Annotated in this window: 18 protein-coding genes; 8 read left to right on the forward strand and 10 right to left on the reverse strand. The window is 53.2% G+C overall.

Annotation, left to right across the window (positions count from 1 at the left end; genetic code table 11):
• Positions 1-103 precede the first annotated feature (103 nt).
• Both ACB496_RS08630 and chbG read left to right on the forward strand, forming a co-directional pair.
• Positions 104-1,453: a 6-phospho-beta-glucosidase gene (locus tag ACB496_RS08630; RefSeq protein ID WP_371974978.1), complete on the forward strand. Its 1,350-nt coding sequence runs from the start codon at positions 104-106 to the stop codon at positions 1,451-1,453.
• An 11-nt stretch (positions 1,454-1,464) separates the two neighbouring features.
• Positions 1,465-2,223 (forward strand): chitin disaccharide deacetylase, encoded by a 759-nt coding sequence (gene chbG / locus ACB496_RS08635; protein WP_129034414.1) that lies wholly within the window; start codon positions 1,465-1,467, stop codon positions 2,221-2,223.
• 37 nt (positions 2,224-2,260) lie between these two features.
• On the opposite strand, the gene katE is transcribed toward chbG, so the two are convergent.
• Positions 2,261-4,522 (reverse strand): catalase HPII, encoded by a 2,262-nt coding sequence (katE, locus tag ACB496_RS08640; protein ID WP_371974979.1) that lies wholly within the window; start codon positions 4,520-4,522, stop codon positions 2,261-2,263.
• Positions 4,523-4,743: 221 nt separating this feature from the next.
• On the opposite strand from katE, the gene cedA reads away from it, so the two are divergent.
• Positions 4,744-4,980 carry a cell division activator CedA gene (gene cedA, locus ACB496_RS08645; protein ID WP_123429053.1) on the forward strand — a complete coding sequence of 79 codons (237 nt, stop codon included), beginning with the start codon at positions 4,744-4,746 and terminating at the stop codon, positions 4,978-4,980.
• A gap of 57 nt (positions 4,981-5,037) precedes the next feature.
• On the opposite strand, the gene ACB496_RS08650 is transcribed toward cedA, so the two are convergent.
• From ACB496_RS08650 to hxpB, 4 genes are all read right to left on the reverse strand, one after another.
• Positions 5,038-6,429: an L-cystine transporter gene (locus ACB496_RS08650; protein ID WP_314519925.1), complete on the reverse strand. Its 1,392-nt coding sequence runs from the start codon at positions 6,427-6,429 to the stop codon at positions 5,038-5,040.
• Between the two features lie 127 nt (positions 6,430-6,556).
• A complete protein-coding gene (locus tag ACB496_RS08655; protein WP_100780488.1) occupies positions 6,557-7,147 on the reverse strand; it encodes a metal-dependent hydrolase in 591 nt (196 codons plus the stop codon).
• A gap of 94 nt (positions 7,148-7,241) precedes the next feature.
• Positions 7,242-8,003 (reverse strand): 2-dehydro-3-deoxy-D-gluconate 5-dehydrogenase KduD, encoded by a 762-nt coding sequence (gene kduD / locus ACB496_RS08660; RefSeq protein WP_371974980.1) that lies wholly within the window; start codon positions 8,001-8,003, stop codon positions 7,242-7,244.
• 147 nt (positions 8,004-8,150) lie between these two features.
• Positions 8,151-8,819, reverse strand: a complete 669-nt coding sequence (gene hxpB, locus ACB496_RS08665) for a hexitol phosphatase HxpB (RefSeq protein WP_102103507.1) — start codon at positions 8,817-8,819, stop codon at positions 8,151-8,153.
• Positions 8,820-8,966: 147 nt separating this feature from the next.
• Here hxpB and ACB496_RS08670 point away from each other — a divergent pair, with 147 nt between their 5' ends.
• The gene (locus ACB496_RS08670) at positions 8,967-9,503 is read left to right on the forward strand and encodes a YniB family protein (protein ID WP_371974981.1); all 537 of its coding nucleotides are present in this window, start codon (positions 8,967-8,969) and stop codon (positions 9,501-9,503) included.
• 36 nt (positions 9,504-9,539) lie between these two features.
• Here the strand turns inward: ACB496_RS08670 and ACB496_RS08675 are convergent, their stop codons facing one another.
• The 3 genes from ACB496_RS08675 to pfkB form a co-directional block, all read right to left on the reverse strand.
• Positions 9,540-10,400: a fructosamine kinase family protein gene (locus ACB496_RS08675; protein WP_107703791.1), complete on the reverse strand. Its 861-nt coding sequence runs from the start codon at positions 10,398-10,400 to the stop codon at positions 9,540-9,542.
• A 105-nt stretch (positions 10,401-10,505) separates the two neighbouring features.
• Positions 10,506-10,796, reverse strand: a complete 291-nt coding sequence (gene ghoS / locus ACB496_RS08680) for a type V toxin-antitoxin system endoribonuclease antitoxin GhoS (protein ID WP_100780483.1) — start codon at positions 10,794-10,796, stop codon at positions 10,506-10,508.
• 99 nt (positions 10,797-10,895) lie between these two features.
• Positions 10,896-11,828, reverse strand: a complete 933-nt coding sequence (gene pfkB, locus ACB496_RS08685) for a 6-phosphofructokinase II (protein ID WP_129034417.1) — start codon at positions 11,826-11,828, stop codon at positions 10,896-10,898.
• Positions 11,829-12,121: 293 nt separating this feature from the next.
• Between pfkB and ACB496_RS08690 the strand changes: the two genes are divergently transcribed.
• Both ACB496_RS08690 and ACB496_RS08695 read left to right on the forward strand, forming a co-directional pair.
• Entirely contained in the window at positions 12,122-12,880 is a 759-nt protein-coding gene (locus ACB496_RS08690; RefSeq protein WP_100780481.1) for a YdiY family protein, read from the forward strand.
• Between the two features lie 266 nt (positions 12,881-13,146).
• Complete coding sequence (locus ACB496_RS08695) at positions 13,147-13,380, forward strand: hypothetical protein (RefSeq protein ID WP_100780480.1); 234 nt, start codon at positions 13,147-13,149, stop codon at positions 13,378-13,380.
• Between the two features lie 197 nt (positions 13,381-13,577).
• Here ACB496_RS08695 and yniD read toward each other — a convergent pair whose 3' ends face one another.
• Together yniD and yncL are read right to left on the reverse strand one after the other, a co-directional pair.
• Positions 13,578-13,688, reverse strand: coding sequence for a small membrane protein YniD (gene yniD / locus ACB496_RS08700; RefSeq protein ID WP_100780479.1), 111 nt, complete (start codon positions 13,686-13,688; stop codon positions 13,578-13,580).
• 68 nt (positions 13,689-13,756) lie between these two features.
• Positions 13,757-13,849 (reverse strand): stress response membrane protein YncL, encoded by a 93-nt coding sequence (yncL, locus tag ACB496_RS08705; RefSeq protein WP_102103511.1) that lies wholly within the window; start codon positions 13,847-13,849, stop codon positions 13,757-13,759.
• A 314-nt stretch (positions 13,850-14,163) separates the two neighbouring features.
• Between yncL and thrS the strand changes: the two genes are divergently transcribed.
• Both thrS and infC read left to right on the forward strand, forming a co-directional pair.
• Positions 14,164-16,092: a threonine--tRNA ligase gene (gene thrS / locus ACB496_RS08710; RefSeq protein ID WP_100780477.1), complete on the forward strand. Its 1,929-nt coding sequence runs from the start codon at positions 14,164-14,166 to the stop codon at positions 16,090-16,092.
• 3 nt (positions 16,093-16,095) lie between these two features.
• Positions 16,096-16,638: a translation initiation factor IF-3 gene (infC, locus tag ACB496_RS08715; protein WP_071818735.1), complete on the forward strand. Its 543-nt coding sequence runs from the start codon at positions 16,096-16,098 to the stop codon at positions 16,636-16,638.
• Positions 16,639-16,683: the final 45 nt, after the last annotated feature.

Below are 16,683 nucleotides of genomic sequence, written 5' to 3' on the forward strand. Positions count from 1 at the left end.
GAAGTAACTCGCCAGGAATATTGACTTAAACGCTTGCCCAAAATAGCGGGAATGCCACGCTATACTTTGCAGGCGGTTAACCTGATACGCTAAGGGAGATATTATGCAAAAGAAATTGAAAGTCGTAACCATCGGCGGCGGCAGCAGTTATACCCCGGAATTGCTCGAAGGTTTTCTGAAACGTTATCATGAACTGCCGGTCAGCGAATTATGGCTGGTGGATGTGGAAGAAGGGCAGGAGAAGCTCGATATTATTTTCGAGCTGTGCCAGCGCATGGTGCAGAAAGCCGGTGTCCCGTTAACCGTACACAAAACGTTAGATCGTCGTCATGCACTGAAAGATGCCGACTTCGTGACCACCCAGCTGCGCGTTGGCCAGCTGAAAGCCCGTGAACTGGATGAGCGTATTCCGCTGAGCCACGGCTATCTGGGGCAGGAAACCAACGGTGCGGGCGGTCTGTTTAAAGGCCTGCGCACCATTCCGGTGATTTTTGACATCATCAAAGACGTGGAAGAGATCTGCCCGCAGGCGTGGGTGATCAACTTCACCAACCCGGCCGGGATGGTCACGGAAGCGGTTTATCGCCACACCGGATTCAAACGGTTCATCGGCGTGTGCAACATTCCGATTGGCATGAAAATGTTTATCCGCGATGTGCTGAAATTGACCGACAGCGACGATCTCTCCATCGATCTGTTCGGCCTGAACCACATGGTCTTTATCAAAGATGTGATCGTCAACGGAGAGTCACGTTTTGCCGAACTGCTTGACGGCGTGGCCTCGGGCCGACTGACCGCCGGCTCGGTGAAAAACATCTTCGATCTGCCATTCAGCGAAGGGCTGATTCGCTCCCTGAATTTGCTGCCGTGCTCGTATCTGCTCTACTACTTCAAGCAGAAAGAGATGCTGGCCATCGAAATGGGCGAGTATTATAAAGGCGGGGCTCGCGCGCAGGTCGTGCAGAAAGTCGAAAAACAGCTCTTTGATTTGTATAAAGATCCTAATCTTAACGTCAAACCGAAAGAGCTTGAGCAGCGCGGCGGGGCGTATTACTCCGATGCGGCCTGTGAAGTCATTAACGCCATCTACAATGACAAACAGGCTGAGCATTACGTGAACGTGCCGCACCACGGGCATATCGACAACATCCCGGCAGACTGGGCGGTTGAAATGACCTGTATTCTTGGGCGCGACGGGGCGAAACCGCACTCTCGCATCACCCATTTCGACGACAAAGTGATGGGCCTGATTCACACCATCAAAGGTTTCGAAATCGCAGCCAGCCATGCGGCGCTGAGCGGGGAATTTAATGACGTGTTGCTGGCCCTGAACCTGAGTCCGCTGGTCCACTCCGACCGCGACGCAGAATCCCTGGCCCGCGAAATGATTCTCGCCCATGAAAAATGGCTGCCAAACTTTGCCGCCACGGCTGAGAAGCTTAAACAACGCTGAGAGGAACAGAGATGGAAAATCTGTTGATCGTGAATGCCGATGATTTTGGACTCTCCAAAGGGCAAAACTACGGCATTATCGAAGCCTGTCGCCACGGGGTGGTCACATCGACCACCGCGCTGGTCAACGGCGAGGCGATTGAACATGCCGCAGCGTTAAGCCGCGATCTGCCGAAGCTGGGCGTAGGGATGCATTTCGTGCTGACGCTCGGGATGCCGCTCTCACCCATGCCGGGGCTAACGCGCGACGGGGTGCTGGGGAAATGGATTTGGGAGATGGCAGAGCAGGGGGCGCTGCCGCTCGACGAAATCGCCCGCGAACTGGATTGTCAGTTCAATCGCTTCGTCGATCTCTTTGGCCGCGAACCGACGCATCTCGACAGCCATCATCATGTGCATATGATCCCGGCGATTTTCCCTTTGGTAGCCGAATTTGCAGCGCGTAAGGGCGTGGCGATGCGTGTGGACCGTCAGGTGCTGGCCCTGCACGATTTGCCGCTCGGCCGTGCGCCGACTACCGAGGGTTTCAGCAGCGAGTTTTATGGCGATGCGATCAGCGAAGCGCTGCTGTTGCAGGTACTGGATGGCTCGGCTTCGCGCGGTGAACGTTCGCTGGAGATCATGGCGCATCCGGCGTTTGTCGATAATACGGTGCGCAAAAGCGCCTATTGCTGGCCGCGTCTGGCAGAACTGGACGTGCTGACGTCGCCCTCGCTGAAGTATGCGATTGCGGAACGTGGATATCGTTTAGGGACGTTTAGCGATTTGTAAGAATAGCCGGGTAGGCATCAGCCTACCCGGTGGTTTGTTATGCCGGAATCGCTGAAATTTTAGCGCTTCGTGACCACACCCGGTGCGCCGCCATCAGATCGAACAGCTGATCCATAAACGGTGCGCCGACTTTATCTCCTTCGACAATCCCTTCTTCACCTTTTTCTGCCACTTTCAGCAGCGATTTAAACTGACGCGCATCGCCCGCCAGCGCGACAGGTTTCAGGTGTTTATAGGCCTCCAGCAGATAGTAGGCCGCATCACCATTGGTGAGCAGGCTCTTAATATCGCCGCCCGGCACAATCACCGCATCCACGGTGAGGGACGGAGATCCGGCGAACGTCGCGGCGATGGGCAGGACAGAGCCATCGTCAGCCTTCACTTCGCCCATGCGGGAGTAGAGCAGTTTCGCGTGCACGCCTTTCGACTTCAGCGCTTTCAGGGTCGCCAGCACATCTTTGGCGATGGGTTTGTCGTTAAGCAGTACCGCCACCACGCGGCCCTTAATTGTTCCGCCCGGTACGGCATATAGACTCAGGGAGGCATCTTTTTTCAGGCCGTTAACCTCTTTCGGCGGCGCCGTATTGCGCTGCTCATCGGTGAGGGTTAGCCCTAAATTATCCGCCACGCCCTGGGCGAGCTTAATGTCGATATGCGCCAGGTGATCGACCACCCGTTCACGAATGTATTCACGCACCACTTTGCTTAACTCAAAGCTAAAGCTGCCGATGATATGTTCCTGCTCAACGGGCGTCTGACTGTTCCAGAACAGGCGAGGATGGGCGTAATACTCGGCAAACGACGGACTGCGCTCGCGGATTTTAGTCCCTTCCACGCGCTCCTGATAGGACTCGAAGCCACCGCGTTTTGGCCCTGGCGGGGTTTCGCGCGGCCAGTTGTCGTTGATCGAGTTCGGTTCATAGTTCGCCGGGTTGGTGTCGATATCCTGGCGGTGCATCCCGTCGCGCTGGAAGTTATGGTAAGGACAGGTCGGGCGGTTAATCGGAATTTCGTGGAAGTTAGGCCCACCGAGACGGCTGATTTGCGTATCGGTATAGGAGAACAAACGCCCCTGCAGCAGAGGATCGTTGGTGAAATCAAGCCCTGGGACGATATGCCCTGGATGGAACGCCACCTGTTCGTTTTCCGCAAAGAAGTTATCCGGATTGCGGTTGAGCACCATTTTGCCCACCAGCTGCACGGGCACCAATTCTTCGGGGATCAGTTTGGTAGGGTCGAGCAGATCAAAATCAAACTTGAACTCATCCTCTTCTGGAATTAGCTGTAACCCCAGTTCGTATTCCGGGAAATCGCCCGCTTCGATGGCTTCCCACAGTTCGCGACGATGGAAATCGGGGTCGCGCCCGGTCAGCTTTTGCGCTTCGTCCCACACCAGAGAGGCTTTACCCGCCACCGGCTTCCAGTGGAAACGCACGAACGTTGCTTTGCCTTCGGCGTTAATCAGACGGAAGGTGTGAATACCAAAGCCTTCCATGGTGCGATAGCTGCGGGGAATACCACGGTCGGACATCGCCCAGATCACGTTGTGCAGCGTTTCCGGCTGGAGCGAAACATAGTCCCAGAAGGTGTCGTGGGCACTTTGCCCCTGCGGAATAGCCCAGTGCGGCTCAGGTTTGACCGCGTGGACGAAGTCCGGGAACTTATGGGCATCCTGAATGAAGAACACCGGGGTATTGTTGCCGACAAGGTCAAAAATACCTTCTTCCGTATAGAATTTGGTGGCGAAACCACGGATATCGCGCACGGTGTCGGCTGAACCGGCGCCGCCCTGTACCGTGGAGAATCGCACGAAGACCGGGGTCACTTTATCCGGGTCGGAGAGGAAATCCGCTTTGGTAATATCGCTCAGGTTTTTATAAGGCTGGAAATAGCCATGGGCGGCAGAACCGCGGGCGTGAACGATACGTTCCGGGATTCGCTCGTGGTCAAAGTGGGTGATTTTCTCCCGCAGGATAAAATCTTCCAGTAGCGTCGGGCCACGGCTTCCTGCACGCAGGGAGTTCTGGTCATCGGCGATGCGCACGCCCTGATTGGTGGTGAGCGGGAAACTCTCGCCGCCTTTGCGATGCGGCTCCAGTGAATGCAGTTTTTCGTTGCCCGTATCCGGGGATTTGAGGCTACCCGGCGCGGTAGGTTGCTCTCCTGGGGCTGACGGCGACGGCGAAGGGCGATGGGAGCCATCTTCCGGGGCCAGCAAGTCCATACCGGGTTTTGATTCTTCGTCGCCGTGGATCGGTGACTGATGATGTTTATCGGTCTTGTCTTTTTGATGCGACATTGCACTCGTCTCCTGGGTTTCATTGCTGAAATACGGTCGTTGTGGTGAAAAGCCCCATTAACTATAGAACAATGTGACAAACAACCTGCCAGACTGAGACTTTTCGGGGAACTGGCACCGCGAGAGCAGTCATACCGCATCCAAAGCGCGACGCGTCAGGGGGGAATCGGCTATGATAAGAATTTCCTGCTTCCAGAATTTGCTTTAGTGAACCAGTGCTTATGAAACCATTTCGTCAACAAAACCGTCGTGTCATCAGCTACGTACCCCGCGTCGAACCTGCGCCGCCAGACCATGCCCTGAAAGTGGATGGTTTTCGCGACGTCTGGCAGCTGCGGGGAAAATACGTGGCCTTTGTCCTGATGGGGGAGCATTTTCGCCGTTCCCCGACGTTTACGGTTCCGGAATCGGCCCAGCGCTGGGCCATGCAAATCCGCCAGGATGGGGATATTGAGTAAACGCAGAGATAAAAAAAAACCGCCAGCGGCGGTTTTTTTATTGGGTGCGGTAAACGATTAACGATGCGCCAGTTCGGCGTTCTCTTCGCTATCGAGGACAGCTTTGTCGGTCTGCTTCAGCCACTGGCTGGTGAGCGTCCCGGCAGTCATAGAACCGTTGACGTTGAGCGCGGTACGGCCCATGTCGATCAGCGGTTCGACGGAGATCAGCAGCGCGACCAACGTCACCGGCAGGCCCATCGCAGGCAGCACGATCAGCGCGGCGAAGGTAGCACCACCGCCAACACCGGCCACACCGGCGGAGCTTACGGTGACAATACCGACCAGCGTCGCAATCCACATTGGGTCGAGCGGGTTAATCCCGACGGTAGGAGCAACCATGACGGCCAGCATTGCCGGGTACAGACCCGCACAGCCGTTCTGACCAATGGTTGCGCCAAATGAGGCGGAGAAGCTGGCGATTGATTCTGGTACACCCAGACGACGGGTCTGCGCTTCAACGTTCAGCGGAATAGACGCGGCGCTGGAGCGGCTGGTGAAGGCAAACGTCAGCACCGGCCACACTTTACGGAAGAATTTCAGTGGGCTAACACCGTTCACACCCAGCAGAATGCCGTGGACGACAAACATGATCATCAGGCCGAGGTAAGAAGCGACCACAAAGCTGCCCAGTTTGATGATGTCCTGCAGGTTAGAACCGGCAACCACTTTGGTCATCAGAGCCAGCACACCGTACGGCGTCAGCTGCATCACCAGACGCACCAGCTTCATCACCCAGCTCTGCAGGGTGTCGATGGCGGTCAGCACGCGCTGGCCTTTTGGCGCATCGTCTTTCAGCAGTTTCAGCGCGGCCACACCCAGGAAGGCAGCAAAAATCACGACGCTAATAATGGACGTCGGGTTTGCGCCTGTCAGGTCGGCAAACGGGTTTTTCGGCACGAAGGAGAGCAGCAGCTGAGGCACGCTCAGATCGGCCACTTTACCGGCGTAGTTGGTCTGAATAGCGGCCAGGCGCGCGGTTTCCGCGGTGCCCTGTACCAGCCCTTCTGCGGTCAGGCCAAACAGATTGGTGACCAGCACACCGACCAGCGCGGAGATAAGCGTGGTGAACAGCAGGGTGCCGATGGTCAGGAAGCTGATTTTACCCAGCTGAGAGGCGTTATGCAGACGGGCAACCGCGCTCAGAATAGAGGCGAAGACCAGCGGCATGACGATCATTTGCAGCAGCTGTACATAGCCGTTACCGACCACGTTAAACCACTGAATAGAATCTTTCAGAACCGGGTTATCAGAGCCGTAGATCGCCTGCAGTGCCAGACCAAATACCACACCCATTCCCAGACCGACGAGTACTTTTTTTGCCAGGCTCCACTGCTTGTGACGCGTCTGCGCCAGCAGCAATAGCAAGACAACGAACACCACAATGTTCGCGATAAGTGGAAAATTCATCCCCGTTCTCCTGATTTATAATCCGACCGGTATATTCCGATCATGTTGGCGCAAGATTATCAGAAGTGTGATGTGGCGCTTATATCCAAATGGAATGGATTATGACAAATGCAACTATTTTGTCTGTTTATTGTTCAATCTGGTGATGAATAAAGCGATTGAACTGAAATTGCAGGGAATTGATCATGTGTGACGACCAGCGAACTGCACCATTTTCGGGCAGGGTCTGAGGCATCCAGACGGAATAGGCGAAGAGCGCCATGCACAAGACGCGCTCCAGCTGGTTACCTTTTTGCGGGGCCAGAATCGGAAAACGGAAACGCCAGCGGCAGGGCCAGAGCAGCGGAACGCCGGCGGGGGTTAACATATCGGCCAGGATATGGCTTAGGTAGCCGAGCACCATCCCCTGAATCGCGTCGGCGGGAACAATCCAGCTTTCAGGGATCTTAAGATAGAAAAAGGTCAGCAGAATAAAGACTGCCAGCAGGCTGTGGGTGAACCCGCGGTGACCGAAAGCTCTGGCGATGGGTTTGGCGATCCATTTCAGGCGCTGGCCGAGAAACGACTTAGGATGATCAATATCCGGCAGTAAACAGGTGAGGACCGCAGAAGGAACAATATGCCACCAGTCGCCCTGAGCAAGAACAGGGGTAAGCTCAGCGTTTTTAGCAAACACTGCGCAGGCAATAGAAAAAAGGAGGTGGCCTTCCGCCGTCATGATAAAACCCACGAAACTGTCAATTCATACAGTATAGGGTTTTTGTACAGTAGGCGGAAGAGGTTACGGTGTAACTCTTTGTCACAAACTGGCGCTAGCGCGCCAGCCAGCCCCCATCGACGGCGAGCGTATAGCCATTGATATAGTCAGAGGCTTTTGAGGCAAGGAAAACCACCGGGCCTTGCAGGTCTTCAGGATTTCCCCAGCGCGCAGCAGGGATACGATCCAGAATCTCTCTGCTGCGCTGGTCGTCGTCACGTAACTCTTGGGTATTGTTGGTCGCCATGTACCCCGGTGCAATCGCATTGACATTGATCCCGTGCGCAGCCCACTCGTTTGCCAGCAGGCGCGTAATCCCTACTACACCGCTTTTCGAGGCGGTATAAGACGGGACGCGGATCCCGCCCTGGAAAGAGAGCATCGAGGCGATATTCACAATTTTGCCGCCTTCGCCCTGAGCAATAAACTGACGCGCGACCGCCTGAGAGAGGAAAAAGACCGATTTCAGGTTCAGGTTCATCACGTCATCCCAGTTTTTTTCGCTGAATGACAGGGCATCTTCCCGACGGATGGTTCCGGCGTTGTTGACCAGAATATCGACACGGCCCATTTCGGCGACCGCTTTTGTCACAATCGTTTCAATTGCGTCCTGCTGGCTTAGATCGGCCTGAATCGCCATAAAGCGACGGCCCAGGGCTTTGACTTTTTTTGCGGTCTCTTCGGGGATTTTACGGTTCACCCCCACGATGTCACATCCCGCCTGCGCCAGTCCCAGCGTCATTCCCTGGCCTAAACCGGTATCGCAGCCAGTGACGATGGCTACTTTTCCCGCCAGATTAAAGGCATCCAGTATCATATCAACCTCAGAGTGTAGGGTTATTGTCATTCTGAAGATAAGAATAGGAGCCGTTAGCAGGAATTACAAATAAAAATGAAATGATGTTTCAAAAATATTATGGTGGTCATGTTTTCGGGCAACAGGGCGTTGCCCGAACCAGAGGGATTACCCGCGCAGATGCTCTGCGGTCAAATCGGCAAGGGTGGCCAGTTTGACGTCCGCCAGCGCAAAGCGCGGATCGTGCTGGCCTTCTTCCGCTGGGACCACGATGGAGCGCATACGGGCTGCTTTCGAGGCAATCATGCCGTTAACGGAATCTTCCAGCGCCACGCACGCGAGTGTGTCGACGCCCAGTTTTGCAGCGCAGTCCATATAAACCTGCGGATGGGGCTTGCTGTAGGGCAGTTTTTCCGCCGAGGCCAGCGCGTCGAAGCTGTCGCGCAGGTCGAACATCTCCAGCACTTTTTCCAGCATGTGCAGCGGTGATGCGGACGCCAGGCCCACTTTCAGCCCCTGTGCTTTACACAATGCGACGGCTTCGCGCGCGCCCGGCAGCAGGGGGCGGCTCTCTTCAACGAGGGCAATGGCGCGGGTGATAATGCGGTCGGTGACGTCCTGACGGCTTGGGCCATTCCACGGCTGGTGGGCAAACCACAGTTCAACAACCATATCAATGCGCAGCCCCAGCGTATCCGGCAGCTCGTTACGGCGGCTAATATCCACGCCAATGCTGGCCATAACATCCAGTTCGGCACGATCCCAAAGTGGTTCGGAATCGATTAACAATCCATCCATATCGAAAATGGCAGCAACAATCTGGCGCGGGGTCGTCATAACGCTATCTCCATTCATACGTTTTCAGCATAAAGTCACTCTAAAGTTAAGCAGCAATTTAGCATAATTGGCCTTAAAGAACGGGCGAAATTCGTAAGCAGAAGGTAAACTTAGGCTATAAGTGAGCGTCTTACTGAAGGGGAACTGATGACGTATCAACAAGCTGGACGCATCGCGGTGCTAAAACGTATTGCCGGATGGGTAATTTTTATTCCGGCGGTGATTTCCACGCTAATCTCCGTGATGAAATTCATGTATGAGCACAGCGAAAAGCAGGCAGGTATCAATGCGGTTATGCTTGATTTTGCTCATGTTATGATTGAGATGATGCGTTTTAACACGCCATTTCTTAACTTCTTCTGGTACAACTCGCCGACGCCCGATTTTCACCAAAGCCTGAACATCGCGTTCTGGATAATCTTTGCGCTGATCTTTGTTGCGCTCGCCCTGCAGGCCTCTGGCGCGCGAATGAGCCGTCAGACGCGTTTTCTGCGAGAAGGGGTGGAAGATCAGCTGATTCTGGAGCAGGCGAAAGGCACTGAAGGGCTGACCCGCGAGCAGATTGAATCGCGAATTGTGGTTCCGCATCACACCATTTTGCTGCAGATTTTCCCGCTGTACGTACTGCCGGTGATTATCATCGTCTGCGGTTACTTCTTCTTTTCGTTACTCGGTTTTCTGTAACGCGCTGCGGGTGGCCCTGGCCACCCGTATACGCTGCTACGCCGCTAAAACACGCTCCAGCGCACGTTGCGCATTCACCAGATGTTCACCGCCAAACAGAATTGCACGGTTCAGCAGGGTATAGAGCTGATAAAGAGGCTGTCTTTCAAGGAAGCCTGACGGCAGGGGCGAAACGGACTGATAGCCGTCGTAGATTTGCGGAGGCTGTTCCGGATGCAGCGGCAGCATAGCCAGATCGCATTCGCGGTCGCCCCAGTAGCAGGCAGGATCAAAGATATAAGGCCCGTTCGGCCCCAGCGCACAGTTTTCTGACCACAAATCGCCATGTAACAGCGACGGTTGCGGCTGGTGAGAAGCCAGGCGCTGCTGGACATGCTCCACAATCGCATCAATATTGCCAAACTCGAGCCCTTTCTCCGCCGCAAGCTCCAGCTGCCAGCCGATGCGCTGCTCGGCAAAGAAGGTGGACCAGCGACGCTGCCAGGCGTTGGGCTGAGGGGTCGTCGACAGGTCGTTGTCAAAATCGAGACCAAACTGTGGCTGATCGCTCCACTGATGCAGGCGGGCAATCTGTTGACCTAATAAAAAGGCGTTGTGCGCGTCCAGCGGACGGGCAGGGAGATAATCCATCACCAGAAAGCTGTAATCGCGATCGCTGCCCAGCGCCCAGACCTGAGGCACGGAGACGGTTTTGCTGCGCGACAGTAATTCCAGCTGATCGGCTTCGGCGGTGAAGATGGGAAGCAATTCCCGTTCATCACATTTCACGAAGAAATCGCGTCCCGCGAAGCGCAGATGCCATGCAGCGTGGATCTCACCGCCTGGCAGTTCGTTACGCTGCTCGATCTCCCCGTCGCCCAGTTGCTCGTTTAAAAGATGACTGATAGCCTGCCACATGATGATTCTCCCATGTTGTCCGCCAGATCATAAAGTTAGCGCATAAACGCTGTTCAATAATACGAGCTAACGCACACCTGAGCCGTCAGGATCACTTTAGGGCATTTATTGTTCTCTTTTTTGCCACTCTTCCCAGGTTTTCACGTCAATGTCTGCTTGTTTACCGATCGCACTCTCAATCAGACCACTTGCCAGCGCTTTCACTTCATCAACGCTGAGAGGACTGATCAGCCCGAATGTATTCGTGCCCAGATCGTGAACGTTGCCTTCGTCATCCGTCAGCGTCAGGAGGAAGCCACCGCGCGTCAGGTGGTTATTGATCTCGTTGAGTTCGGTCAGCGAGTCTTCATGAAATTTGATGGTCACGACGTAGCGGGTGATGTCACCACTGCTCATATTTCACCTCTTTGTTATCTTGAAAGTTTTCTTAGCATAGCCGATCGCGCCAGTTTGGCGACCTAATGCGCTTCCCTCCGTTATGGAGGGAAGCCATTTTTAGCTCTGGGAAAGGTAATTCACGATTTTTTGCGTGTCTTCGAGGGAGCACAGGCGCGTGCCGTGATTAATGGTGGCCGCGCTACCGGCCGCGACGCCGTAGCGCGTCATCTCCAGCAGCGATGCGCCTTGCGCCAGTTTTAAGGTCATCGCACCGACCATACTGTCACCGGCACCCACGGTGCTCTGGCTTTTCATCGGCGGTGGAACGACCTGCACTGAACCGGTTTCATCGACGGCGAGGGCACCCTGCGGCCCCAATGAGACCACCACGCGATGCGCTTTCCCGCTGCGCACCAGCTCCTGGGCGGCGGAGCGAACATCATCGGGCTGCGTTAACGGGCGCTTGACCAGCGCGCTCAACTCTTTTTGGTTCGGTTTGATCAGTTCCAGACCGCCGGATTCCAGGGCGGCAGTGAGCGCATCGCCCGAACTGTCGACGATACAGCGCAGGCCTTTGTCTTTCGCCGCGCGAATCAGCTGGGTCAGTTTTTCACATTGCACGCCAGGGGGCAGGCTGCCGCTAATCACCAGCAGGGCACCGCTTTCAATGGCGAGCACTTTCTGTTCCAGCTGGCGGAATTCATCGTCATCCAGCATGGCGCCGGGCATGACGAAACGGTACTGCTCGCCGCTGGATTCGACGTGGACATGCAGGTTCTGGCGCGTCCAGTCTTTTGCGTCGACGGTATCGACGGCTACCTGTTCATCCGCCAGCAGCGCCACCAGATGTTCACCGGTGGCACCGCCCGCCGGGAAGATCGCTGTGGCCTGACCACCAAGATGAGTAATGGCGCGCGCCACATTAATACCCCCGCCGCCAGGCTCGAAGACTGGGGTGCTGCAGCGGAGTTTACCTTCAGGATAAATCTGCGGCGTGAGGGTAGCGCTGTCGAGCGAAGGGGAGAGCGTCAGTGTATAAATCTTGACCATTGTGACCTCCTTTTAGCATTGGCTCAGGTAAGCATGGCACAAAAGGCGAGAAGGGAAAGTAAATAACAGTATGATTTTAAATATAAATGTTTAGACGTTCTGTGCGTTTTTAATATGAATTAATTAACGATTTGAGATCGTTCTTATTCAAAAAATGAAATAAGAAATCATTGCTATGTTATATGAGCCTTTTTATAATTTGTTACCTTTCTATGGATGCCTTGTCATTGATCCTCAAGAAAGTTTCCGAGACCGTGATGGTCTCTTTTTTTGTTGTACGGACTCCCTTATAAATGAAGCTCTTGAAGACAGTACCTGCCGCATTGATGCTGGCGGGTGGCGTGTTTGCCTCGATGTACGCAGCCGCTGACGATACCGTTTTTACTGTCATGGATGACCCATCCACTGCGCAGAAACCGTTTGAAGGTAACCTTAACGCGGGCTATCTGGCGCAATCAGGTAACACCAAAAGCTCCTCCCTGACCGCAGACACCACGATGACCTGGTACGGCAATACCACCGCCTGGTCCCTGTGGGGTAACGCCAGTAACACCTCATCTAATGACGAGCGCTCCTCTGAGAAATATGCAGTGGGTGGCCGTAGCCGTTACAACATGACGGATTATGACTATCTTTTCGGCCAGGCAAGCTGGTTAACTGACCGCTACAATGGCTATCGTCAGCGTGACGTCTTCACTGCGGGTTATGGTCGTCAGTTCCTGAATGGCCCGGTCCACAGCTTCCGTTTTGAATTCGGTCCGGGTGTACGTTACGACGAGTACACTGACGGCGATACCAAAACGCAGCCGCTGGGTTATGCATCCGGCACCTATGCCTGGCAGTTCACCGATAACGCCAAATTTACCCAGGGTGTCTCCGTGTTTGGTGCTGATGATACGACACTGAACTCTGAAACCGCGCTGAACGTGGCGATCAACGAACACTTTGGTTTAAAAGTGGCGTACAACGTGACCTGGAACTCGGAGCCACCGGCATCCGCACCAGAACATACCGATCGCAGAACGACCGTTTCTTTAGGCTATAAAATGTAATATTCGCGGGCCGATATATTATCGGCCCGTATTTTTATTTTAACAAAGCGTGCTATTAAATATTGAACAGCGTTTTAAATTAATACCTCAGCGTTATTCTCCATAATTTCTTCATAATTCCCCTCAGCGATATACATTCAATTTATTTGACACGATTTGATAAATAAATTGACTAGGCAAAAGTGTGATCCAGATCTACACTGTGAATACAGGCATTAATTGCCTCACGTTGTACTGCATTAATTCAGATATAGAGAAGAATCATTATGAATAAAATCAAAAATGCTGCAGCAGCAATGGTGCTCTCCGCACTGTCATTTGGTGTATTTGCTGCTGATTCAGTAACTCAACCTGCCAGTGACACCACCAACCAAATCGGTATCACCCGCGCTTCTGATGTTGAAGCGGGTTCTAACATCGCGCCGGGCTCTCAGTCTACCGGTCAGTCAATGAATGACGCATTTGATGTGCACAAACTGGTTGCGGGTGAGTGGTCTTAATATTATTGGATCACACCAGCAGTGAAAAAACCGGATGATGATGTACCGGTTTTTCGCATTATGCGAACCTGAAAATGATTTTATGTCGGAAACAGCGCTTACAGGCGAATGGACAATATTGCTGTCATATTAATAAAAGCCGCACCATTGCATGTTACTCACTAGACGTCACTAACGTGAATTAATACCCCAGCACGCTACACGCCCCAGATCATTGCTGCCCAGCGTAATAAAAGCATCGCACCGCAGATGGCGATTAATACCACCACCATTTTCCAGTGTTTTTGTGCAAAGCGTTTTGTTGGCATAACCCGTTCCCTCGTCAGTTGATAACGTGAGTCTATCAAAAGCTGTTATGCAGTGTCAGCCTTGGGGGTCAAAACCAGTGAAACTTATCAGCCAGGATCATGACCAGCGCCGCTGCTGAAACAATATTCAGTACCACTACAGTTCTACTGGAAACATTCATGTAACGCCCCTTACGTTGTCAGGACCAGTTCAAGATTAGCTCAGCAAAATGGGATTGCGAGCGCTACCCCCTAAAACTCATACAAATGTATGAGAGACATCAATCTGGTCGCAGAGGGTGCATTCACCCTTTTTTTAGTGTTACCATCAGGGTGCAGAACGTAAATCAGCCTTTGTCTGATTCGTCACTGTTCCAGACTGCGAGCCAATTTGACGATTGTTGGTCAGATGGTTTCGCAATCTATTGATAAAATACGATTATTTTCTTTGTATATGCTCTTATGTGTGGGGCATCACTGCAAATAAGGATATAAAATGCCTGTAATTACTCTTCCTGATGGCAGCCAACGCCATTACGACCACGCCGTTAGCCCGATGGATGTTGCCCTGGACATTGGTCCTGGACTCGCAAAAGCGACCATCGCTGGCCGTGTTAATGGTGAACTGGTTGATGCCTCCGATCTGATTGAAAACGACGCTCAGCTCTCCATCATTACCGCGAAGAACGATGAAGGTCTTGAGATCATTCGTCACTCTTGTGCGCACCTGTTAGGCCATGCCATCAAACAGCTCTGGCCAAACACCAAAATGGCGATCGGCCCGGTGATCGACAACGGCTTCTATTATGACGTTGACCTTGACCACACCCTGACCCAGGAAGATATCGACGCGCTTGAAAAACGTATGCACGAGCTCGCCGAGACCAACTACGATGTCATCAAGAAAAAAGTCAGCTGGCACGAAGCGCGTGAAACCTTCGTGAAGCGTGGCGAGAACTATAAAGTTTCTATTCTTGATGAGAACATCGCGCATGATGACAAGCCTGGCTTGTATCATCACGAAGAATACGTCGACATGTGCCGTGGACCGCACGTGCCGAACATGCGTTTCTGTCATCACTTCAAACTGATGAAAACCGCTGGCGCTTACTGGCGCGGCGACAGCAACAACAAGATGTTGCAGCGTATTTATGGTACCGCGTGGGCAGATAAGAAAGCCCTGAGCGCCTACCTGCAGCGTCTGGAAGAGGCCGCAAAACGCGACCACCGTAAAATCGGTAAGCAGCTCGACCTGTATCATATGCAGGAAGAGGCGCCGGGTATGGTCTTCTGGCATAACGACGGCTGGACTATCTTCCGTGAACTGGAAACTTTCGTGCGCTCCAAGCTGAAAGAGTACCAGTATCAGGAAGTGAAAGGCCCGTTCATGATGGACCGTGTACTGTGGGAAAAAACAGGCCACTGGGACAACTACAAAGATGCGATGTTCACCACCTCTTCTGAGAACCGTGAATACTGCATCAAGCCAATGAACTGCCCGGGCCACGTTCAGATCTTCAACCAGGGTCTGAAATCCTACCGCGATCTGCCGCTGCGTATGGCGGAGTTCGGTAGCTGCCATCGTAATGAGCCATCAGGCGCACTGCATGGTCTGATGCGTGTTCGTGGCTTTACTCAGGATGATGCGCATATTTTCTGTACCGAAGATCAGGTGCGTGATGAAGTCAACGCCTGTATTCGTATGGTCTACGATATGTATAGCACCTTTGGCTTCGAGAAAATCGTCGTCAAACTCTCAACTCGTCCGGAAAAACGTATCGGTAGCGACGAGACCTGGGATCGTGCTGAGGCGGATCTGGCAGTTGCGCTGGAAGAGAACAATATCCCGTTTGAGTATCAGGTGGGTGAAGGCGCATTCTACGGTCCGAAAATTGAATTTACACTGTATGACTGCCTCGATCGCGCATGGCAGTGCGGAACAGTCCAGCTGGACTTCTCCTTGCCGCAGCGTTTAAGCGCCTCCTATGTGGGCGAAGACAACGAGCGTCAGGTGCCGGTAATGATTCACCGTGCAATTCTTGGGTCTATCGAACGCTTTATCGGCATTCTGACTGAAGAGTTTGCAGGCTTCTTCCCAACCTGGCTCGCGCCGGTGCAGGTCGTGGTCATGAATATCACCGATTCTCAGGCCGATTACGTTAAAGAATTGACGCAGAAACTGCAAAATGCGGGCATTCGCGTAAAAGCGGACTTGAGAAATGAGAAGATTGGCTTTAAAATCCGCGAGCACACTTTACGTCGGGTACCTTACATGTTGGTCTGTGGTGATAAAGAGGTGGAAGCAGGCAAAGTTGCCGTTCGCACCCGCCGTGGTAAAGACCTGGGTAGCCTGGACGTAAGTGAAGTGATTGAGAAGCTGCGACAAGAGATTCGCAGCCGCAGTCTTCAACAACTGGAGGAATAAGGTATTAAAGGCGGAAAACGAGTTCAAACGGCGCGCCCGAATCGTATCAACAGCGAAATTCGCGCGCAAGAAGTTCGCTTAACAGGTCTGGAAGGCGAGCAGCTTGGTATTGTGAGTCTGAGAGAAGCTCTGGAAAAAGCTGAAGAATCCGGAGTAGACTTGGTCGAAATCAGCCCTAACGCCGAGCCGCCAGTTTGTCGTATCATGGATTACGGCAAATTCCTCTATGAAAAGAGCAAGTCTTCTAAGGAACAGAAGAAAAAGCAAAAAGTTATTCAGGTTAAGGAAATTAAATTCCGACCTGGCACCGACGATGGCGATTACCAGGTAAAACTCCGCAGCCTGGTACGCTTTCTGGAAGAGGGTGATAAAGCTAAGATCACGCTGCGTTTCCGCGGTCGTGAGATGGCTCACCAGCAGATCGGTATGGAAGTGCTTAATCGCGTCCGTGACGATCTGAGTGAACTGGCAGTGGTCGAATCCTTCCCATCGAAGATCGAAGGCCGCCAGATGATCATGGTGCTCGCTCCTAAGAAGAAACAGTAAGGCCTTCAAGTAGCAATTCCTGTGGAGCCTACGGGCTTCGCAGGT

It is taken from the genome of Lelliottia nimipressuralis (genome assembly GCF_041464075.1).
Taxonomy (GTDB): domain Bacteria; phylum Pseudomonadota; class Gammaproteobacteria; order Enterobacterales; family Enterobacteriaceae; genus Enterobacter; species Enterobacter nimipressuralis.

What these genes read in the sequence shown, in the direction of transcription:
- ACB496_RS08630 (WP_371974978.1), top strand. Translation starts at nt 104, where the DNA reads ATGCAAAAGAAATTGAAAGTCGTAACCATCGGCGGCGGCAGCAGTTAT.
- chbG (WP_129034414.1), top strand. Translation starts at nt 1,465, where the DNA reads ATGGAAAATCTGTTGATCGTGAATGCCGATGATTTTGGACTCTCCAAA.
- katE (WP_371974979.1), bottom strand. Translation starts at nt 4,522, where the DNA reads ATGTCGCATCAAAAAGACAAGACCGATAAACATCATCAGTCACCGATC.
- cedA (WP_123429053.1), top strand. Translation starts at nt 4,744, where the DNA reads ATGAAACCATTTCGTCAACAAAACCGTCGTGTCATCAGCTACGTACCC.
- ACB496_RS08650 (WP_314519925.1), bottom strand. Translation starts at nt 6,429, where the DNA reads ATGAATTTTCCACTTATCGCGAACATTGTGGTGTTCGTTGTCTTGCTA.
- ACB496_RS08655 (WP_100780488.1), bottom strand. Translation starts at nt 7,147, where the DNA reads ATGACGGCGGAAGGCCACCTCCTTTTTTCTATTGCCTGCGCAGTGTTT.
- kduD (WP_371974980.1), bottom strand. Translation starts at nt 8,003, where the DNA reads ATGATACTGGATGCCTTTAATCTGGCGGGAAAAGTAGCCATCGTCACT.
- hxpB (WP_102103507.1), bottom strand. Translation starts at nt 8,819, where the DNA reads ATGACGACCCCGCGCCAGATTGTTGCTGCCATTTTCGATATGGATGGA.
- ACB496_RS08670 (WP_371974981.1), top strand. Translation starts at nt 8,967, where the DNA reads ATGACGTATCAACAAGCTGGACGCATCGCGGTGCTAAAACGTATTGCC.
- ACB496_RS08675 (WP_107703791.1), bottom strand. Translation starts at nt 10,400, where the DNA reads ATGTGGCAGGCTATCAGTCATCTTTTAAACGAGCAACTGGGCGACGGG.
- ghoS (WP_100780483.1), bottom strand. Translation starts at nt 10,796, where the DNA reads ATGAGCAGTGGTGACATCACCCGCTACGTCGTGACCATCAAATTTCAT.
- pfkB (WP_129034417.1), bottom strand. Translation starts at nt 11,828, where the DNA reads ATGGTCAAGATTTATACACTGACGCTCTCCCCTTCGCTCGACAGCGCT.
- ACB496_RS08690 (WP_100780481.1), top strand. Translation starts at nt 12,122, where the DNA reads ATGAAGCTCTTGAAGACAGTACCTGCCGCATTGATGCTGGCGGGTGGC.
- ACB496_RS08695 (WP_100780480.1), top strand. Translation starts at nt 13,147, where the DNA reads ATGAATAAAATCAAAAATGCTGCAGCAGCAATGGTGCTCTCCGCACTG.
- yniD (WP_100780479.1), bottom strand. Translation starts at nt 13,688, where the DNA reads ATGCCAACAAAACGCTTTGCACAAAAACACTGGAAAATGGTGGTGGTA.
- yncL (WP_102103511.1), bottom strand. Translation starts at nt 13,849, where the DNA reads ATGAATGTTTCCAGTAGAACTGTAGTGGTACTGAATATTGTTTCAGCA.
- thrS (WP_100780477.1), top strand. Translation starts at nt 14,164, where the DNA reads ATGCCTGTAATTACTCTTCCTGATGGCAGCCAACGCCATTACGACCAC.